The following is a 16,199-nucleotide window of genomic DNA, read 5'->3' on the forward strand; positions in this document are numbered from 1 at the left end:
CGCCGTCGCCCGGAACCTCGCTACGACGCACGGCTCACTCCGTTCGCCGTTCGTGTCTCGTGGTTCTCGCTCGCTTCGCTCACTGCGGACCACGCTACTCCCCGCTCATCGCCTCGCTCGCCATATTCCGGCCCTGGGCGTTCAGCACCACCTCGGTCCGGGTCCGGACCTCGTCGACAGCGCCGATGTCCAGCAGCTTCTGGTAGACCTCCTCGACCTCGTCGGGCGTGGTGCCGACGAAGTCGGCCATCTCGAACGGGGAGACGCCCGAGTACAGCGCCATCAGGACCTGGCTCTCCATCTCGGTGAGCTCGTAGTCGTCCTCGCGGTCCTCGACGACGGCGGCGAACAGGGTCCCGAGCGCGTCCGCGTGGTGGGCCGTCCCCGAGAGGTGGGTCTCGACGCTGCGGTCCTCGTCGTCGGTGTGTTCCACCTCGACGACGGACCGCTGCTCGCCCAACACGGTGCTCTCGCTGGTCTCGACGGTCCCCACGTCCGCGGTGTCGAACGCGGTCGAACCGCCACCGGGAAACTGCAGGCGGACCGCCCCGTCGTCGAGGCGGAACCGGGCCTTGCTCCACTCGGCGTCCTCCTGGACGACGCCGCCGACGACGGCGGGGCTGCGCGCGAGGATGACCGCGCCCAGCAGCGCCGCACGGCAGTACTCGACGGCGAAGTCGTCGACGTCGGCGGCGTCGACGAGGAGGACGTTGTCCCCGACCGACAGCGGGGTGGCGTCGGCGGGCGCGCCCTCCGGCACCGCCGTCCCGTCGGCGACGGTGATCGTCGAGTGCGGGAGGGACTGCTTGTCCCCGTTGGTGGCCAGGAGCAGTCGCTTGTTGGTGACGACGATGCGGCAGGACCGCCACCGCGGGTCCGCCACCTGCTCGCCGTCTCGGACGACGTACTGGAAGTCCCCGGACGTGTCGAGCACCTTGCGTTCGTCACCACTCATAGCCGCCCTAGCCGTCCGTTGTCGCCGAGTCGTATATAAATCCCGCCACGGTCGCCGACGCGCGGATCACTCCGCGGACGGGACAAGGAGCGGCCGGTGGTCGGCGACGTGGTCGTACACCGTCCCGAACACGGGGGCGGAGGCGAGATCGCCGGCGAGCGTCACCGCAATCGTCGGCGGACCCGTCGTCAGATCCCGCCGTTCCCGCCGAAGCCGCCGGCCTCCGCCTTCATCTCCCGCTCCCGCCGGGACTCCTCGTCCTCGTCCTCGTCGTCGCGGTACTGGCCCCACCGATAGAGGAGGGCGACCGTTCCGACGCCGGCGGTGGCCGCGAGCGCGAGCGTGAGTCCGCCCAGTCCGGACGGCGCGAACAGCGCTGCGAGCAGCGCGAGCGCGGCACTCACGATCGTCCCCTTCCACAGCCACAGCGGCGCGACGTCGGCGGCGTCCACGTCGCTCATACCCGTCCGTTCCGGCGGGAGCGTCATATACCCGGCGGCCCGCTACGCCGCCACCAGCAGCCCGCCGACCACGCCCAGCGTCCCGAAGAACGTACAGACCGCCCAGAACGGCACTCGGCGCACGAGTCTGACGAGCGCGTCGACGGTGAGGTAGCCGACCACGGCGCTGACCGCGAGCGCGACCAGCGCGGGGCCGGGGTCGATGGCCGGCAAGCCGGTGTCGAGCAACACCAGCGTGTCGGCGGCGACGACGGCGGGGATCGACAGCAGGAAGGAGAGCCGCAGCGACGACTCGCCCTCGTGGCCGCGCAACAGCAGCGCCGAGACCGTCGTCCCCGAGCGGGAGACCCCGGGGAGGATCGCGAAGCCTTGGAGGCCGCCGACCAGCAGGGCGTCCAGCCAGTCCGGCCGCGTCCGGTCGCCCAGCGAGAGCGCGGCGGCGAACCGCTGGAGCAGGCCCGTCACCACGAGCAGCCCGCCGACGAAGGCGACGAACAGGCCGCCCTGCAGGTCCGAGACGACGGCGTCCAGCGCGAGGTAGGCGGGCAGGCCCGTGACGCCGGAGGCCAGCGTCGCAAGCACGAGAAAGGAGAGGTCCGCCGTCTCGTCGGCGAAGGGAGCCCGCGTCAGGTCGCCGACCGAGGCCAGGATCTCTCGCACCTCGGCCCGGAAGTAGCCCACCGCGGCGACGGCGGTCCCCGCGTGGAGGAACAGGGCCAGTCGGGTGCCGGCGGCGGAGTTCACCCCCGTCAGCGCCGTCGAGGCCAGCGCGACCGCCCCCTCGCTGGAGACCGGGACCCACTCCAACACGCCCTGCAACAGCCCCAGCAGGACGGCGATCAGTAGTTGATTCACACTCGCCCGAGGGACGTGTGGGGACAAAGGCGGTTCGGTCGCGGCAGGCCGTTTCGGTCGCCGGTCGCCCGTTCCGCGAGCGACCGGGGGGTGCAGTTTATCTCGTCTGCGGGCCAACGGGAGATGTGCAATCGGGTGATCTCGCGGCCTCGCTGGCCGGGCTGCCACGCGTACGTCAAGGTCCCCTGAGCCCGACCCGGAGGTCGAAACGCAGTTACGGGCCGGCCGCGTCGGGCCGGTAATGAGCGTACTGGACGACGCCCGGGCCGCCCTCGACACGGGGCCGCTCTGTGACCCCTGCCTCGGGCGGCTGTTCGCCGACCGGAGTTTCGGGCTGACCAACGCCGAGCGGGGCCACGCCCTCCGCGTGACCCTCGCGCTCGAGGCCGACGAGGACTTCGAGGCCGGCGGGGACTGCTGGGTCTGCGAGGGGGAGTGCGCACGCGTCGACTGGTGGGCCGAGCAGGCCGCCACCGCCGTCCAGGGGTACGACTTCTCGACCTACCAGGTCGGGACGAAGGTGCCGCCCCTGCTGGAGGAGAACGACGCCCTGCTGCGCGAGGACGCCGGCCTCGACCCGGATGCCGGGGAGGCGCTGAAGACCGAACTCAACCGCGAGGTGGGCAAGCGCGTCGGCCGCCTGACCGACGCCGAGGTGGAGTTCGGCCGCCCCCACGTCCAGTTCACCCTCGACCTGGCGACCGACGAGGTCGACGTGACCGTCAACTCCGCGTTCGTCTACGGCCGCTACCGGAAGCTGGAGCGGGACATCCCCCAGACGCGGTGGCCCTGCAACGACTGCAACGGCACCGGGCTCTGGCAGGGCCAGCCCTGCGAGGGCTGTGACGGCACGGGCTACCGCTACGACGAGAGCGTCGAGCAGCTGACCGCGCCCGTCGTGAAGGAGGCGATGGACGGCTCCGCCGCCACCTTCCACGGCGCGGGCCGCGAGGACGTGGACGCGCTGATGCTGGAGTCGGGCCGGCCGTTCGTCGTCGAGGTGGATCAGCCCCGGACCCGCGACGTGGACACGACGGCCCTCGAACGCGAGATCAACGAGTTCGCCGACGGGAAGGTCGAGGTCGAGGGCATCCGGCTGGCGACCCACGAGATGGTCGAGCGCGTGAAGGAGCTGGACGCCTCCAAGACCTACCGGATGGACGTCGAGTTCGCCGAGCCGGTGACCGAGTCGGCCCTCGAGGACGCGCTCGCGGAGCTGACCGGCGCGACCGTCGAACAGGAGACCCCCCAGCGGGTCGCCCACCGCCGCGCGGACATCACGCGGACCCGGGACGTGTACGAGGCCGGCGGCGACCTCGTCGACGAGACCCACGGAGTCGTCCGCATCCACGGCGAGGGCGGGCTGTACGTGAAGGAACTGGTCTCCAGCGACGGCGGGCGCACGGAGCCGAGCCTCGCCGGGCTGCTGGGGGTCGACGCCGAGGTGACGGCGCTGGACGTCGTCGACGTGCAGGGCGAGAGCGAACCGTTCGCGAAGTCGGAGTTCCTCCTCGACTAGTCCTCGACCGCCGTCCGCTGCTGGAGCCGTTCGAGGTTCTCGCGAACCCTGTCGAGGACCTCCCCGCAGTCGTCGGCCGCCGACACGAGGTCGTCGTCCTGATCGTAGCTCACCAGCCCGCACTCCTCCAGCGTCGGGACGTGGCTGTGGTACAGCGAGAAGTAGGTGTCCGTGACCCGTTCCTCGGGAATGTCGGCGATGTCCGCCCCCGTCTCCGCCTCGGCGACCAGTTCGGCGAGGTCCGCGAGCGTGATCGTCCGGTGTCGCTGGAGTTCGACCAGGGCGAGACGCCGCTCCTCTGCGGCCAGCGCGCGATAGACGGCGTCCAACTCGGGCATCGTCAGTTGGGTATCTCGCTCCAGCACCTCAACCTTTCGTGTAGCGTTCGCCTGTCGAGCGCCCGAGCGAGAAAGCTCACCTTTCGGCCCGGGCCGAACCCGCCGGGCCGGAGCGGCGGCAACCCCGGCCGGGGGTCCTGACCGACGACCGACCGCAACCGTTTTCGGAGCGTCCGGCGACCCACCGGCTATGCGATTCGGCGTCGACGAGGCCGGCAAGGGGCCCGTGCTGGGGTCGATGTTCGCCGCCGCCGTGCGGGCCGACCCGGCGGCGCTGCCCGACGGCGTCGGGGACTCGAAGGACATCCGCCCCGACCGGCGCGAGGAGTTGGACGCGGCCGTCCGCGCGGCCGCCGACGCGGTCGCCGTCGCCGAGGTCCCCGTCGCCCGCATCGACGACCCGTCGACGGACATGAACACGCTGACCGTCGCGGCCCACGCCGAGGCGCTGTCGGGGGTCGCCACCGACGGCCTCGCCGGCACCGTCGACGCGGGCGACACCGACGCCGAGCGGTTCGGTCGCCGGGTCGCCGACCGGGTGGGAGCGGACGTCGACGTGACCGCCGCACACGGGGCCGACGGGACGGACCCGCTGGTGGGCGCGGCCTCCATCGTCGCGAAGGTGGCCCGGGACGCTCACGTCGCGGCGCTGGCCGAGGCGTACGGCGAGGTCGGCTCCGGGTATCCAAGCGACCCGACGACCCGCCGGTTCCTCGCGTCGTACGTCGAGACCCACGGCGACCTGCCCGACTGCGCCCGGGGGTCGTGGTCGACCTGCGAGGACGTGCTGGCGGCCGCCGAACAGTCGTCGCTCGGCGAGTTCTGAACGGCAAAATTCCGCGAACGCGGCTTGGACCCGGACGGGAGCTGTTTTCGACAGCCCGTACGGCCCTTCCGACACCGGTGCCGGCTGTAGCCGGGTTCCCACCGGCCTTGCCCTCGCGGGCTTTGTCTGGGCTTTCACCAGCGTTTGCCGGCGTGTCGGGTTCCCGAACGCCACTCACGTGACGTCCGGTACTTGGCCTTCGCGCTGCCCCGGCCGGCCGGGACAGAGGTGGGCTGTGGCGGTTCTCCTTCGGAGCGTCGACCTCGGAGCCCTGTTATGAGCCGCTCGGTTGTTGCCCCCAACGCATCCCTTCGCACCCTGATCGGGCGCTCTGAGATGCGTCGTCCGGTGTGTCCCCGCGCTTGCGGGATGTGAACGTACGGCACCGGGGGTAATAAGCTAATCTGAGGAAATGTGGTACTCCCTAGCATACGACGGTTCTCCGCGAGAGACGAACCTGAGAGCTCCGGGCCGGTTCACTCCTCGTCTAACACGAGGTTCCGCAGGATGTCGCCGTAGGCCGGCCGCGTGATGAGCACGCCGATGAGCACGCCGACGATGGTGATGATGGCGAACCCGGAGAGGTCGCCCAGCGACAGCACCATCAGCGGGCTCATCGCGACGATGGTGGTGGCGGCGGCCGCGCCGATGACCCAGAACGCCTTCCGGAACCGGCTCTCGAACACCCGGCCCGTCTCGACTTTCCCCTGCTGGAGGATCTCGTCGGCGATGATGATGAGGTCGTCGACCCCCGTCCCGATGACGGCGATGAAGCCGGCCAGGTGCGAGAGGTTCAGCGGGTACTGGACGAACGCGACGAAGCCAAGTAGCAGGTACACCTCCGAGAGCGCGGTGACGATCATCGGCAGCGCCACCTCCGGCCGGCCGTAGCGGGCGTAGACGACGCCGCTGACCGCGAGCACCGCGAGCAGTCCCGTCACCAGCGAGTTCTGCTGGAAGCGGTCGGCCAGCGCCGGGTCCAGCGAGAACTGCTGGGAGCTCTCGAAGTCCAGCGGCGCGGGGAGGCGACCCGCCTTCAGGCTGAGCGAGAGTTCGCGGGCGTCGTCCAGCCCGCCCTCGCTGACGAGGCCGGTCGACATCCGGAAGCTGGGGTCGTTGGCGAAGGTGCCGTCGGCGAACGACTGCGAGAGGCCCGGCTGGATGCCGCCGATGAACACCGGTTCGCCGTTCAGCGTCGCCACCAGACAGGTGGAGTTGATGCTCTCGACGGTGTCGTGTTCGCCGCGGCTGGCCGAACACCGGACCCCGCTGCCGTCGGCGAACCCGACCCGGCGCATCTCCTGCTGGAACTGCTCGGCGGCCCGCTGTTCGAGCGTCACCGGGACGAACGCCTCGGGGTTGGCTCCCTGTGTCTCCTGTGCGGTCCCGATGCCGGCGAAGTCACCCTGCGAGATGACCTGGTCGTGCTGCCAGGTGCCGTTGGCCCGGTGGACGGCGTAGACCCGGACCACGCCCCGCTCGTCGAGGATGTCGCGCAGCTCCGCCGGTTCGCGGTCCGGCGCGGTGATGCTGATGAAGTTCCGGCCGCCCGGCGCGGAGACCGACTGGACGCGACCGCCGCTGAGCGCGGAGGTCGAGATCTTCTCCTCGATGCTCTCGACCATCGCCGCCCGCGTCTCGGCGGTCACGCCGTCGCGGATCGTCGGCGAGCCGTACCCCTCGGCCTCCAGCGCCGCGCGGAACTCCTGTTCGGTGACGTTGCGCGTGAACACCTCGACGGTGCCGTTCTCGCCGGGTGCGCCGCGGCGCACCTCCACGTCGATGGGATCGACGCCGAGTTGCCGGGCCATCGACAGTTCCGCGCTGGAGCCGTTGGCGGTGATCTGGACGCCCTCGGCGGTCATCCCGACCACGGGCGCACGGATTCGCGTCCCGCCCGACAGCTGGATGCCGTACTGGAGGTTCGTCGACGTGGTGGCGTTGCCGGCCCCCTCGTCGGCCGACAGCCCCGGCGGCGCGCCGGGGACGAACAGCGCGACGGTGCTGACCAGCAGCAGGACCACCAGCAGGGCGATCCGCCAGTTCTCGCGGAGGGCGCTCATCGGTTGACCCCCTCGTACTTGTACCAGCGCAGCAGGGAGACGTTGAGCATGTAGGTGTTCATCAGGTCCGCAGTGAGCCCCAGCACCAGCACGATCCCGATGGAGGCCATCAGCTCGATGCCGAAGATCGTCGCGGCGACGGCCATCACCGTCATCGCGGCGATGGAGGTGACGGTCATCGTGACGCCGGTCCGCATCGCCCGGTAGGTGGACTCGTAGAAGCCGCCGGACCGACGGAGGACGTGGTTCGTCAACAGGATGTCGGAGTCCACCGAGTACCCGATCAGCATCAGCAGCGCCGCGACGGTCCCCAGCGAGAGCTTGATGCCGACGAGGTTCATCACGGCGATGGGGATGACGATGTCCGAGAACGCCGAGACGACGATGGCGAGGCTGGGGACGAACGTCCGGAACAGCCCGAACGCGAGCAGGCTCATCCCCAGGAAGGCGACGCCGAGGCCGACGACGGCGAGGCGCTGGTTCGACGCGCCGAAGAGCGGGGAGGTGGTCCCGCTGGACAGCAGTTCCATCTGCCCGCTCTCGTCGGCGGTCCCCCGAATCGCGTCGATGTTCGAGGAGTCGAACGTGACGATGTACTGGTTCGTCCGGCCCTGTACCCCCTGCACCGACGTGACCGGCTCGTCGAAGGTCTGTCGGATCTCCGACGGGGAGAGCGTCGTCTCGACCGTGACCTCCGATCCGCCCGTGAAGTCGACCCCGAGGGCGACGGGCGAGCCCGTCATCGCCCACCACGCCGCCAGCACCAGCAGCGCGACCGCCAGCACCGCCAGCGGCACCGCCAGCAGCTGGCGGTTGGAGTACTGGGTGTAGTCGACCTCCGGGACCTCGAACGCGACCATATGGGCGTGGGTGTGGCGTGGCCCCGAATAAGCCTTCTTAATCTGCGAGGGGCGACGAGCGAGCGAAACGAGCGAGTCGGCCCTCGAAGCGGAGCGGGGAGTGCGAGGCGCGAAGCGCCTTGAGGGCGAGCGGCGACAGCCGCGAAGCAGCGACCCGCGGAGCAATACGGACGTGTGGCGACCGACCCGAGCGAGTCGCCCCTCGGAGCGACGCGGCGACTGCGAGGCGCGAAGCACCCCGACGGGGAGCGGCGATAGCCGCGACCGCTCAGTCCGGGAGGTAACGGACGCTCACCACGCCGTCGCTCGTCCGGACCTCGACGCGGTCGACGCCCAGCCGGGCGGCCCGTTCGAGGGTCCCCTCGTCGGCGACCACGTCCTCGGCCGCCTCGTCGGTCCCGTCCTCGGGCACCGTCAGGACGTGGAGTTCCCCCTCGCCGGCCCGCTCGACGGTCGTCACCTCGCCCACGGGCTGGTCGGCGGCCAGCTCCGTGGCCTGCGTCGTCGGTTCGAGGTCGGTCCGCTCGACGGGGACGGTCCGCTCGGCGCTCACCTCGACCACCTCGTAGGTCACCTCCATCGGCGGCTCGGCGGCGACGGTGGCCTCGACGACGGCCCCCTCCTCGAAGCCGGGGTTCTCCGAGAGCGTCAGCACCTGTGCGTCGACCACGTCCCGCAGCGTCGCCGACTCGCCGTCGGCGTGCGTGACCAGAAACGTTCCCTCCTTGGGCATAGGCGGCGGTAGACCGGCCCCACCCTTCCCCGTTTCGACCCGGCGCTACCGGAGGAGTCGGTGAGCGACGTAGACGCCGGCGGCGGCCAGCAGCGGCGGGACCAGCCCGGCCAGCTGCGGGAGCGCGTACAGCGCGGCCACGACGGCGTTGCCGGCCGGGTCCCGCGCGCCAGGCGGGGCAGAGATGACCAGTCCCACGTACAGCGACAGGACGAACAGGACGCCCGACAGCGCCAGCCCGCGGTCGTAGGCCACCGACGAGCCGGTCCGGCGGTGGCGGCGGGCGACCAGGAGGACCGGGGCCAGGAGCGGCGCGACGACGAGCAGGCCGACGAACAGGACGAACGATCGCGAGAACGTGAACGTCCCGCCGCGCGCGCCGGCGGTCGCGCCCAGCACCGTGATCAGCCCGAAGACGAACACGAGCGTGATCGCCAGCGACAGCAGGAGCGCGGCGACGAGGTACGCGCGGAACAGCAGCGAGTCCGAGGCCCGGAGCGCGTAGACGAACGCACCCGGGAGCCCGTTGTAGGCGTCGTCGCCCCCTGCCTCCGTCGTCGGCGTCGACATACCCGGGCTTGGGCGACGGCAGGGTTAAGCGCCCCGTTCCCGAGCGGCGGGCCGGGGGGCTCGCGAGTCGGCCACCCCGGCGAGCGCGACCCCCCGAGACCTATGTACGAGGCGGGCGAGCGGACGTCTATGTACGTCGACATCGGCCCCGCGCTCGGCAGCGTCGCCGAGCCAGGGGTCGACGAGGACGCCCTCGACGCGCTGGACGAGCGGGTCGCGGACGCACACGGGCGCATCGCTCGGGGCCGCGAGGCCGACGAGTTCGGCTACGCGGCGCTGAACCTCCCGGACCGGACCGATCCCGGTGCGATCCGGGCGGCCGTCGCCCCCGTCGCCGACGCCGAGTACGTCCTCACGGTCGGTATCGGCGGGTCCGCGCTCGGTGCCAGGACCGTCACGGCGGCGCTGGCCGACGACCCCGACCGCCACGTCGTGCTGGACAACGTCGACCCGGAACACGTCGAGCGGACGCTCGCGGACCTCCCGCTCTCCGAGACAGCGGTCAACGTCGTCTCGAAGTCCGGGACGACGGCCGAGACGCTGGCGAACTTCCTCGTCGTCCGCGAGGCCTACGAGGACCGCGGCGTCGACTGGACCGACCGCACCGTCGTCACGACCGGCGAGGCGGGACCGCTCCGGGCGCTGGCCGACGCCGAGGACCTGCCCACGCTGCCGGTGCCCGACGGCGTCCCCGGTCGCTTCTCCGTGCTCTCGGCGGTGGGGCTGGTGCCGGCCGCGATCCTCGGCCTCGATATCGAGGGGCTGTTGCGGGGGGCCGCCGAGGCGGCCGACGACCTGGGCCCGTCGCTGCACGACTCGCCGGCCTACGCCTACGGCGCGGTGACCTACGCGCTGGAGGAGCGGGGCGCGACGGTCAACGCCGTGGTCCCCTACGCCGAGCGGCTGGAGCCGTTCGCCGAGTGGTTCGCACAGCTCTGGGCCGAGAGCCTCGGGAAGGACGGGCGCGGGCAGACGCCGGCGCGGGCGCTTGGCGTGACCGACCAGCACTCACAGCTCCAGCTGTACCGGGCCGGCCGCAGAGACAAGGTGGTGAGCGTCGTTCGGGTCGGCGACCAGCCAGCGGTGGCGGTCCCCGACGCCGGCCACGAGTCGCTGTCGTACCTCTCGGGGGCGGACCTGGGCGAGCTGCTCGCCGCGGAGTGTGACGCCACCGTCGCAAGCCTCTCGGCGGCCGGTCGACCCGCCGTCGAGATCGAACTCGACCGGCTGGACGCCCGCGGCCTGGGCGAACTGCTCTACTCGATGGCGGCCGCCTGCGTCCTCGTGGGGGAACTGGCCGGCGTCGAGACGTTCACCCAGCCGGCCGTCGAGTGGGGCAAGCGGGCCGCCCGCGCGCTGTTGCGGGGCGATGACACCGAGGAGACGCGGGCCGTCGCCGAGCGGCCGACCCGGCGGATCGGCAGCGACGGCGCGTAACCGAGGGGGTCTTGAACCGCGCCGCCCTACCGGTCCCCAACGGTCGTATGTCTCTCGCTCCCCCATACGTCGACGTCGCCGACGGCCGGACCGTCGTCACGAGCGTCGTCCGTGCCCTGGCGGTGGTCGCGGCCGCGTTCCTGCTCGCCGCCGTCATCGGCAGCATCGCGACGTCGCTCGCCGGCGTCGAGGAACTGGACGCCACGCAGGTGTCGGCCCCGCTGTACGCGCTGTTGAACGGGCTGGCGTTCGTCGGCTTCCTCCTCGCCGCCGTCGGCTTCGTGCGGCTGCGCGACGAGCCCGGGCTCGTCCACGTCCGGTCGCCCTCCGCGTCGACGGTCGGGTGGGCGCTGGTCGGCGTCGTCGCCGTCCTCCTGAGCGCGGTGGTGATGGACGCCGTCGTCGCCGCGCTCTCGGCGCTCGTCGAGTCGCTGTTCGGCGTCGGCGTCGAGACCGGGCAGAACAACATCGTCGAGCAGGGGCGTGCCAACCCCGAGCTGTTCCTCTGGATGGTCCCCGTCTCGCTGCTGCTCGTGGGGCCGGGCGAGGAGCTGGTCTTCCGCGGGGTCGTACAGGGGCTGTTCCGCCGGTCGTTCGGCGTCGTCCCGGGGATCGTCCTCGCGAGCGCGCTGTTCGGCGTCGGTCACTACGCCGCCGTCAGTTCCGGCAGCGCGTGGACCTACATCCTCGTCGCCGGGTCGCTGGGGCTGGTGCTGGGCGTCCTCTACGAGTACACCGAGAACATCGCCGTGCCGGCGCTGGCCCACGGGCTCTGGAACGCCGGGCTGTTCGTCGTCAACTACTACACCGTCACGGCCGGCGTCCCGGTGCCCGGCTGACCGCGTGTGACAGCCGTCTGACGGGAGTTTATCTATCACGCTGTCCGAGAGAGTGGTATGTCGACCCGGTACACGGTCACGTGTGACGACGACCAGGCCCGGGCGATCGCGGTGCTGGCGCGCCGCTACGGCATCAGCGAGGAGGCAGTCATCAAACAGCTCATCGACCGCGGACTGGACGACGTCGAGGAACAGCGGGTCTGAGCCGGGTTTCAGGCGGGGTTCTTCCGCGAGAGCGAACTGCCACAGACCGGACAGCGGTCGTGGTTCTCCTCGAACTCCCGGCCACAGCCCGCACACTGGAACAGCCAGTCCCGCTGCTCGGTGATCCCGTCGCGGTCGATGACCTCGACGGCGACGTCGAGCTTCTCCGCGACGTTCTGCATCGCGTAGTCGTCGGTGACGAGGTGCCCGTCGAGTTCGAACGCCGCCGCCACCAGGCGGACGTCCGTCTCCGAGAGTTCGTCGAGGTCGCCCGTCTCGCGGGCGGCGCGCTCGATGCGCTCGACGGTCTCCTCCTCCGGGATGTGGAGGTGCATCCCCGACCCCTCCAGCGCGTCGAATCGGTACGCGGCCTCGTCTTCCAGTTCCTCGCGGACCAGCGGGATGGTCGCGATCTGCTCCTCCGTGTGGTACTCGTTGATGAACGCCGACGAGTCGAGAACGTACATCTACCGGTCGACGATCATGTGGTCCTTGACTGCCGTCACCTGTTCGACGGGGACGAGCAGGTGGCCCTCCTCGCTGTACTCGAAGTCCGTGGTGTGCAGGGAGTCGGCGGGCTCGATGACCAGATGGTTCAGCGCCCCCGAGGAGAGGTCCATCGTGATGTTGTAGAGGCTACCCAGTTCCTTCCCGTCGCTCCCCATCACGTCCTTTCCGGAGAGGTTCTCGGCGAGTATCTCGGGCATACGCGCCCTTCCGCGCGAGATACCATAAACGCCACGGGGCGTCCGACGCCCGTCAGCCGGGTGTTGCCGGCCCCGGCGACACCCACCGTTATCCGGGTGGGACCCCCAGGGAGAGTGATGACGGACTCTCGACGGCAGTTCCTCGCGGCAGTCGGTGCCGGCGTGACGGGCCTGTTAGCCGGGTGCGGCGGGGGCGACGGTGGGGGCGGGACGGCCACCGACGCGCCGACGGACACCCCGACACCGACCGACACCGCGACGGAGACGCCGACCACCACCGCGACGGAGACGTCGACCGCCACCGCGACGGCGACCGATACCGAGACGCCGACCGCCACCGCGACGGCGACGCCCGCCGGCGACCCGGACCAGCGGGTGGCAGTCGCGCCGGACGGCTTCGTCTTCGAGCCCGAGACGTTCGAGATCGCGGTCGGCGACACCGTCCAGTGGGTGTGGGAGGGCGGCGGACACAACGTCGAGCCGACGGCGACGCCGTCGGGCAGCGACTGGCGGGGGACCCCCGGCGACGACACGTACCCCGAAGGGTACACCCACTCGCACACCTTCGCGGTCGCGGGCGAGTACGAGTACCACTGTGTCCCCCACCAGAGCCTCGGGATGGACGGGTCGTTCGCCGTCACCGAGTGACACAGAACCGGCGGGAGCGCCGGATGACGACGAACTTAACTACCGTCGCCGACAGGTTCCGGTAACTTCTGGGGCCATCTATGTCTGACACCGACGCCACCACAGAGACCGACCACAGCCTCCGGACGCCCATCGTCGCGGTGCTCGGCCACGTCGACCACGGGAAGACCAGCCTGCTGGACCGCATCCGCGGGTCGGCCGTCACGGCCGGCGAGTCCGGCGCGATCACCCAGCACATCGGCGCGACGGCGGTGCCGCTGGAGGTCATCTCCGAGATCGCGGGCGAGCTCGTCGACCCGACGGACTTCGACCTGCCGGGCCTGCTCTTTATCGACACGCCCGGCCACCACTCGTTCTCGACGCTGCGGGCTCGCGGGGGCGCGCTGGCCGACATCGCCGTCCTCGTCGTCGACGTCAACGACGGCTTCCAGCCCCAGACCCTGGAGGCCATCGACATCCTCAAGCGGACCCAGACGCCCTTTATCGTCGCCGCGAACAAGATCGACACCGTCCCGGGCTGGAACCCCAACGAGAACCAGCCCGTCCAGCGGACGATGGACGCCCAGTCCGACCGGGTGCGGTCGGACCTCGACGAGAAGCTCTACGAGATCATCGGCCAGCTCTCGGACAACGGGTTCTCGGCGGACATGTACTGGCGCGTCCAGAACTTCCAGGCCAACATCGGCGTCGTCCCCGTCTCCGCGGAGACCGGCGAGGGCGTCCCGGACCTGCTGACGGTGATGATGGGCCTCTCCCAGCGGTACATGAAAGAGGAGATGGAGATCGACACCACCGGCCCCGGCGTCGGCACCGTCCTCGAGGTCAAGGACACGCAGGGCTTCGGGACGACGCTCGACGCCATCGTCTACGACGGCTGCATCCGCCCGGACGACACCATCGTCGTCGGGGGAATGCAGGGTCCCATCGTCACCGACGTCCGCGCGCTGCTGCGGCCCCGACCCCTGGAGGAGATCCGCACCGAACAGGAGTTCGAACAGGTCGACGAGGTGGCGGCCGCCGACGGCGTGAAGATCGCCGCGCCCGACCTCGACGACGCGATGGCCGGCGCGCCCATCCGGGTGGTCCGCGGCCAGGACGTCGAGGCGGTCGAGGAGGCGGTCCGCGAGGAGCTGGCGGAGATCTCCGTCACGACGGAGGAAGAGGGCGTCGTCGTCAAGGCCGACACGCTGGGCTCGCTGGAGGCCATCTCCAACACGCTCGAGGAGGAGGAGATCCCCATCGTGCGCGCCGAGGTCGGTGCCGTCGCGCCGCGGGACGTCCGGGTCGCCGACACGGCCAACGAGCCGACCAACCGCGCGATCCTCGCGTTCTCCGTCGAGGTGCTCGACGACGCGCGCGACCTCGCCGACCAGGAGGACGTGAAGCTGTTCGAGGACGACGTCATCTACCAGCTCGTCGACGAGTACGACGAGCACGTCACGTCCATCGAGGAGGCCCAGCAGGAGCAGATCCTCGACAACATCACGCGCCCGGCGAAGTTCCGCGTCCTCCCGGACCACACGTTCCGTCAGTCCGACCCCGCCGTCGTCGGCATCGAGGTGCTGTCGGGCGAACTCCGGCGCAACGTCAACGTCGTCAAGTGGAACGGCGACGAACCCGACCGGGTCGGCCAGCTCAAGAGCCTCCAGGACGAGGGCGAGGACGTCGACGCGGCCCGGACCGGCGAGCGGCTGGCGGCCTCGATCGACGGGCCGACCGTCGGCCGGCAGATCCGGGAGGGCGACGACCTCTGGGTGGAGATCCCGGAGAAACACGCGAAGATCCTGGAGCAGGAACTGAAGGAAGACATCTCCGTCGACGAGCGCGAGGCGCTGTCGATGTACCTGGAGAAACACCGGAACCGCGACCCCTTCTGGGGGAAGTAGGCGATCCGGGACTGCGGTCGGACCGTCCGCCCGCGACGACCTCGGCCCGGTCGGCCGCGTCTCACGTCCCGGGCGGCGTTCTGACGTGGTGCCCACACTTCGGGCACTGTCCCTCGTTCATAAATTCCGAGGGGCCGGTCCCGGTCGCCTCGTTGTAGCTGAAGCTGTGGCCGCAGTTCGGGCAGGTCTCCGAGCGCCGTGTCATACGGGACCGTTGGCCGCGGACACACACGAGCCTGGTCCTCGCGTCCGCCGTGCGGTCGCCGGGGTCGCGCCCCGGTAGACGGCGTGTGCGGCCACGGATATTTTGTACTCTGCACCCGTTGCGGGACCCATGAGCGTCTCCGTCGGGAGCCCGATCCGCGTCCTCTGTGTCGACGACGACGAGGCGATGGCCGACGTGACGGCGCGCCGACTGGCGGCGGAGGACGGGGCCTTCGAGCCGGCGACGGCGGTCGGGGCCGACGCGGCGGAGGCACACATCGACGCCGAACCGGTCGACTGCGTCGTCAGCGACTACGACATGCCCGGCCGTGACGGCCTGGACCTGCTGGCGGCCGTCCGCGCCGACCACCCGGACCTCCCGTTCATCCTCTACACGGCGAAGGGGTCCGAGGAGGTCGCCAGCGACGCCATCTCCGCCGGCGTGACCGACTACGTCCAGAAGGACGTCAGCGGCGACCCCCACACGCTGTTGGCCAACCGCGTCCGGCAGGCCGTCGACCGGGCCCGCACCGACCGGGAGATGACGTGGTACCGGACCGTCGTCGAGGCCGTCGACGACTTCGTCTACGCGCTGGACGACGACGGCGTCTTCCAGTTCGTCGCGAACGCGGAGGGCCTGACCGGCTACGAGCCCGAGGAGCTGCTGGGCGAGCGCGTCTCCCTCCTGATGGACGAGGACAGCCGCCAGGCCGCGCGGGACCACATCGACCTCCTTCGGGAGGCCGACCACCGCACGTCGATCCAGTTCGAGCGGGAAGTGACGACCGCCTCGGGTGCGACCGTCCGCTGTGTCGACCACATGGCGTTGCTGCCGGCACCCGAGGGGGAGTTCCGCGGGACGGCCGGCATCGTCCGTCGGCTCACAGACCAGGCCCGCCACCGCGAGGAGCTCCAGCGGGTCGCCGAGACGGTCGCGGCCGACGTGGGCGCTGATCTCGACCGGCTGCGGGCCGCGCTCGACGACGCCGGCGACGGCGACGCCGTCGCGGAGGCCCGCCGGATCGCCGACCGGCTCGACGAGAGCGTCGCCGACCTGGTCGAGACGGTGGAGGCCGAGCCCGAGTAATAATATT

At 70.9% G+C, this 16,199-nt stretch carries 19 protein-coding genes; 8 read left to right on the plus strand and 11 right to left on the minus strand.

Going from position 1 to position 16,199, the window contains the following annotated elements; all coding sequences use genetic code 11:
• Window positions 1-94: 94 nt before the first annotated feature.
• The 3 genes from P0592_RS04145 to P0592_RS04155 form a co-directional block, all read right to left on the minus strand.
• Window positions 95-955 carry a CheF family chemotaxis protein gene (locus P0592_RS04145; protein ID WP_276273007.1) on the minus strand — a complete coding sequence of 287 codons (861 nt, stop codon included), beginning with the start codon at window positions 953-955 and terminating at the stop codon, window positions 95-97.
• Between the two features lie 188 nt (window positions 956-1,143).
• Window positions 1,144-1,416: a hypothetical protein gene (locus tag P0592_RS04150; protein ID WP_276273008.1), complete on the minus strand. Its 273-nt coding sequence runs from the start codon at window positions 1,414-1,416 to the stop codon at window positions 1,144-1,146.
• A gap of 42 nt (window positions 1,417-1,458) precedes the next feature.
• Window positions 1,459-2,271, minus strand: coding sequence for an undecaprenyl-diphosphate phosphatase (locus P0592_RS04155; protein ID WP_276273009.1), 813 nt, complete (start codon window positions 2,269-2,271; stop codon window positions 1,459-1,461).
• A gap of 241 nt (window positions 2,272-2,512) precedes the next feature.
• On the opposite strand from P0592_RS04155, the gene P0592_RS04160 reads away from it, so the two are divergent.
• Complete coding sequence (locus P0592_RS04160) at window positions 2,513-3,790, plus strand: tRNA pseudouridine(54/55) synthase Pus10 (protein ID WP_276273010.1); 1,278 nt, start codon at window positions 2,513-2,515, stop codon at window positions 3,788-3,790.
• On the opposite strand, the gene P0592_RS04165 is transcribed toward P0592_RS04160, so the two are convergent.
• Window positions 3,787-4,128, minus strand: a complete 342-nt coding sequence (locus tag P0592_RS04165; RefSeq protein WP_276273011.1) for a DUF7344 domain-containing protein — start codon at window positions 4,126-4,128, stop codon at window positions 3,787-3,789. The two genes, P0592_RS04160 and P0592_RS04165, sit on opposite strands and share 4 nt — an antisense overlap.
• A 190-nt stretch (window positions 4,129-4,318) precedes the next feature.
• On the opposite strand from P0592_RS04165, the gene rnhB reads away from it, so the two are divergent.
• A complete protein-coding gene (gene rnhB / locus P0592_RS04170) occupies window positions 4,319-4,954 on the plus strand; it encodes a ribonuclease HII (RefSeq protein WP_276273012.1) in 636 nt (211 codons plus the stop codon).
• 476 nt (window positions 4,955-5,430) lie between these two features.
• On the opposite strand, the gene P0592_RS04175 is transcribed toward rnhB, so the two are convergent.
• The 4 genes from P0592_RS04175 to P0592_RS04190 form a co-directional block, all read right to left on the minus strand.
• Entirely contained in the window at window positions 5,431-7,017 is a 1,587-nt protein-coding gene (locus tag P0592_RS04175; RefSeq protein WP_276273013.1) for a preprotein translocase subunit SecD, read from the minus strand.
• The gene (gene secF, locus P0592_RS04180) at window positions 7,014-7,877 is read right to left on the minus strand and encodes a protein translocase subunit SecF (RefSeq protein WP_276273014.1); all 864 of its coding nucleotides are present in this window, start codon (window positions 7,875-7,877) and stop codon (window positions 7,014-7,016) included. Before secF ends, P0592_RS04175 begins: the two co-directional genes overlap by 4 nt.
• Window positions 7,878-8,145: 268 nt before the next feature.
• Entirely contained in the window at window positions 8,146-8,610 is a 465-nt protein-coding gene (locus P0592_RS04185) for a DUF5812 family protein (RefSeq protein ID WP_276273015.1), read from the minus strand.
• Between the two features lie 45 nt (window positions 8,611-8,655).
• A complete protein-coding gene (locus tag P0592_RS04190; RefSeq protein ID WP_276273016.1) occupies window positions 8,656-9,180 on the minus strand; it encodes a DUF8056 family protein in 525 nt (174 codons plus the stop codon).
• A gap of 129 nt (window positions 9,181-9,309) precedes the next feature.
• On the opposite strand from P0592_RS04190, the gene P0592_RS04195 reads away from it, so the two are divergent.
• The 3 genes from P0592_RS04195 to P0592_RS04205 are packed head-to-tail and all read left to right on the plus strand — an operon-like array spanning window position 9,310 to window position 11,660.
• On the plus strand, window positions 9,310-10,617 hold the full coding sequence (locus tag P0592_RS04195) for a glucose-6-phosphate isomerase (RefSeq protein ID WP_276273017.1): 1,308 nt from the start codon (window positions 9,310-9,312) through the stop codon (window positions 10,615-10,617).
• Between the two features lie 47 nt (window positions 10,618-10,664).
• Window positions 10,665-11,456 (plus strand): CPBP family intramembrane glutamic endopeptidase, encoded by a 792-nt coding sequence (locus tag P0592_RS04200; RefSeq protein ID WP_276273018.1) that lies wholly within the window; start codon window positions 10,665-10,667, stop codon window positions 11,454-11,456.
• Between the two features lie 57 nt (window positions 11,457-11,513).
• Complete coding sequence (locus P0592_RS04205; RefSeq protein ID WP_276273019.1) at window positions 11,514-11,660, plus strand: ribbon-helix-helix protein, CopG family; 147 nt, start codon at window positions 11,514-11,516, stop codon at window positions 11,658-11,660.
• A gap of 8 nt (window positions 11,661-11,668) precedes the next feature.
• Here the strand turns inward: P0592_RS04205 and P0592_RS04210 are convergent, their stop codons facing one another.
• Both P0592_RS04210 and P0592_RS04215 read right to left on the minus strand, forming a co-directional pair.
• Window positions 11,669-12,127 carry an NOB1 family endonuclease gene (locus tag P0592_RS04210; RefSeq protein ID WP_276273020.1) on the minus strand — a complete coding sequence of 153 codons (459 nt, stop codon included), beginning with the start codon at window positions 12,125-12,127 and terminating at the stop codon, window positions 11,669-11,671.
• On the minus strand, window positions 12,128-12,367 hold the full coding sequence (locus P0592_RS04215) for a PRC-barrel domain-containing protein (RefSeq protein ID WP_276273021.1): 240 nt from the start codon (window positions 12,365-12,367) through the stop codon (window positions 12,128-12,130). It lies immediately after the preceding gene.
• Window positions 12,368-12,484: 117 nt separating this feature from the next.
• On the opposite strand from P0592_RS04215, the gene P0592_RS04220 reads away from it, so the two are divergent.
• Window positions 12,485-13,015 (plus strand): plastocyanin/azurin family copper-binding protein, encoded by a 531-nt coding sequence (locus tag P0592_RS04220; protein ID WP_276273022.1) that lies wholly within the window; start codon window positions 12,485-12,487, stop codon window positions 13,013-13,015.
• 80 nt (window positions 13,016-13,095) lie between these two features.
• Entirely contained in the window at window positions 13,096-14,901 is a 1,806-nt protein-coding gene (infB, locus tag P0592_RS04225; RefSeq protein WP_276273023.1) for a translation initiation factor IF-2, read from the plus strand.
• Window positions 14,902-14,962: 61 nt separating this feature from the next.
• Here infB and P0592_RS04230 read toward each other — a convergent pair whose 3' ends face one another.
• Window positions 14,963-15,106, minus strand: coding sequence for a hypothetical protein (locus P0592_RS04230; protein WP_276273024.1), 144 nt, complete (start codon window positions 15,104-15,106; stop codon window positions 14,963-14,965).
• A gap of 129 nt (window positions 15,107-15,235) precedes the next feature.
• Here P0592_RS04230 and P0592_RS04235 point away from each other — a divergent pair, with 129 nt between their 5' ends.
• Window positions 15,236-16,192, plus strand: coding sequence for a response regulator (locus P0592_RS04235; protein ID WP_276273025.1), 957 nt, complete (start codon window positions 15,236-15,238; stop codon window positions 16,190-16,192).
• The last annotated feature ends 7 nt before the right edge of the window (window positions 16,193-16,199 follow it).

Origin of the sequence: Haloarcula litorea (genome assembly GCF_029338195.1) — an archaeon.
GTDB classification, from domain to species: Archaea; Halobacteriota; Halobacteria; order Halobacteriales; family Haloarculaceae; genus Haloarcula; species Haloarcula litorea.

Bases quoted from the DNA above. Each gene is read 5' to 3' on its own strand.
- P0592_RS04160 (WP_276273010.1), top strand. From the start codon at position 2,513: ATGAGCGTACTGGACGACGCCCGGGCCGCCCTCGACACGGGGCCGCTC.
- P0592_RS04230 (WP_276273024.1), bottom strand. From the start codon at position 15,106: ATGACACGGCGCTCGGAGACCTGCCCGAACTGCGGCCACAGCTTCAGC.
- P0592_RS04220 (WP_276273022.1), top strand. From the start codon at position 12,485: ATGACGGACTCTCGACGGCAGTTCCTCGCGGCAGTCGGTGCCGGCGTG.
- P0592_RS04215 (WP_276273021.1), bottom strand. From the start codon at position 12,367: ATGCCCGAGATACTCGCCGAGAACCTCTCCGGAAAGGACGTGATGGGG.
- P0592_RS04200 (WP_276273018.1), top strand. From the start codon at position 10,665: ATGTCTCTCGCTCCCCCATACGTCGACGTCGCCGACGGCCGGACCGTC.
- P0592_RS04235 (WP_276273025.1), top strand. From the start codon at position 15,236: ATGAGCGTCTCCGTCGGGAGCCCGATCCGCGTCCTCTGTGTCGACGAC.
- P0592_RS04205 (WP_276273019.1), top strand. From the start codon at position 11,514: ATGTCGACCCGGTACACGGTCACGTGTGACGACGACCAGGCCCGGGCG.
- P0592_RS04145 (WP_276273007.1), bottom strand. From the start codon at position 955: ATGAGTGGTGACGAACGCAAGGTGCTCGACACGTCCGGGGACTTCCAG.
- secF (WP_276273014.1), bottom strand. From the start codon at position 7,877: ATGGTCGCGTTCGAGGTCCCGGAGGTCGACTACACCCAGTACTCCAAC.
- P0592_RS04185 (WP_276273015.1), bottom strand. From the start codon at position 8,610: ATGCCCAAGGAGGGAACGTTTCTGGTCACGCACGCCGACGGCGAGTCG.
- P0592_RS04190 (WP_276273016.1), bottom strand. From the start codon at position 9,180: ATGTCGACGCCGACGACGGAGGCAGGGGGCGACGACGCCTACAACGGG.
- infB (WP_276273023.1), top strand. From the start codon at position 13,096: ATGTCTGACACCGACGCCACCACAGAGACCGACCACAGCCTCCGGACG.
- P0592_RS04150 (WP_276273008.1), bottom strand. From the start codon at position 1,416: ATGAGCGACGTGGACGCCGCCGACGTCGCGCCGCTGTGGCTGTGGAAG.
- P0592_RS04165 (WP_276273011.1), bottom strand. From the start codon at position 4,128: ATGCCCGAGTTGGACGCCGTCTATCGCGCGCTGGCCGCAGAGGAGCGG.
- P0592_RS04210 (WP_276273020.1), bottom strand. From the start codon at position 12,127: ATGTACGTTCTCGACTCGTCGGCGTTCATCAACGAGTACCACACGGAG.
- P0592_RS04195 (WP_276273017.1), top strand. From the start codon at position 9,310: ATGTACGTCGACATCGGCCCCGCGCTCGGCAGCGTCGCCGAGCCAGGG.
- rnhB (WP_276273012.1), top strand. From the start codon at position 4,319: ATGCGATTCGGCGTCGACGAGGCCGGCAAGGGGCCCGTGCTGGGGTCG.
- P0592_RS04175 (WP_276273013.1), bottom strand. From the start codon at position 7,017: ATGAGCGCCCTCCGCGAGAACTGGCGGATCGCCCTGCTGGTGGTCCTG.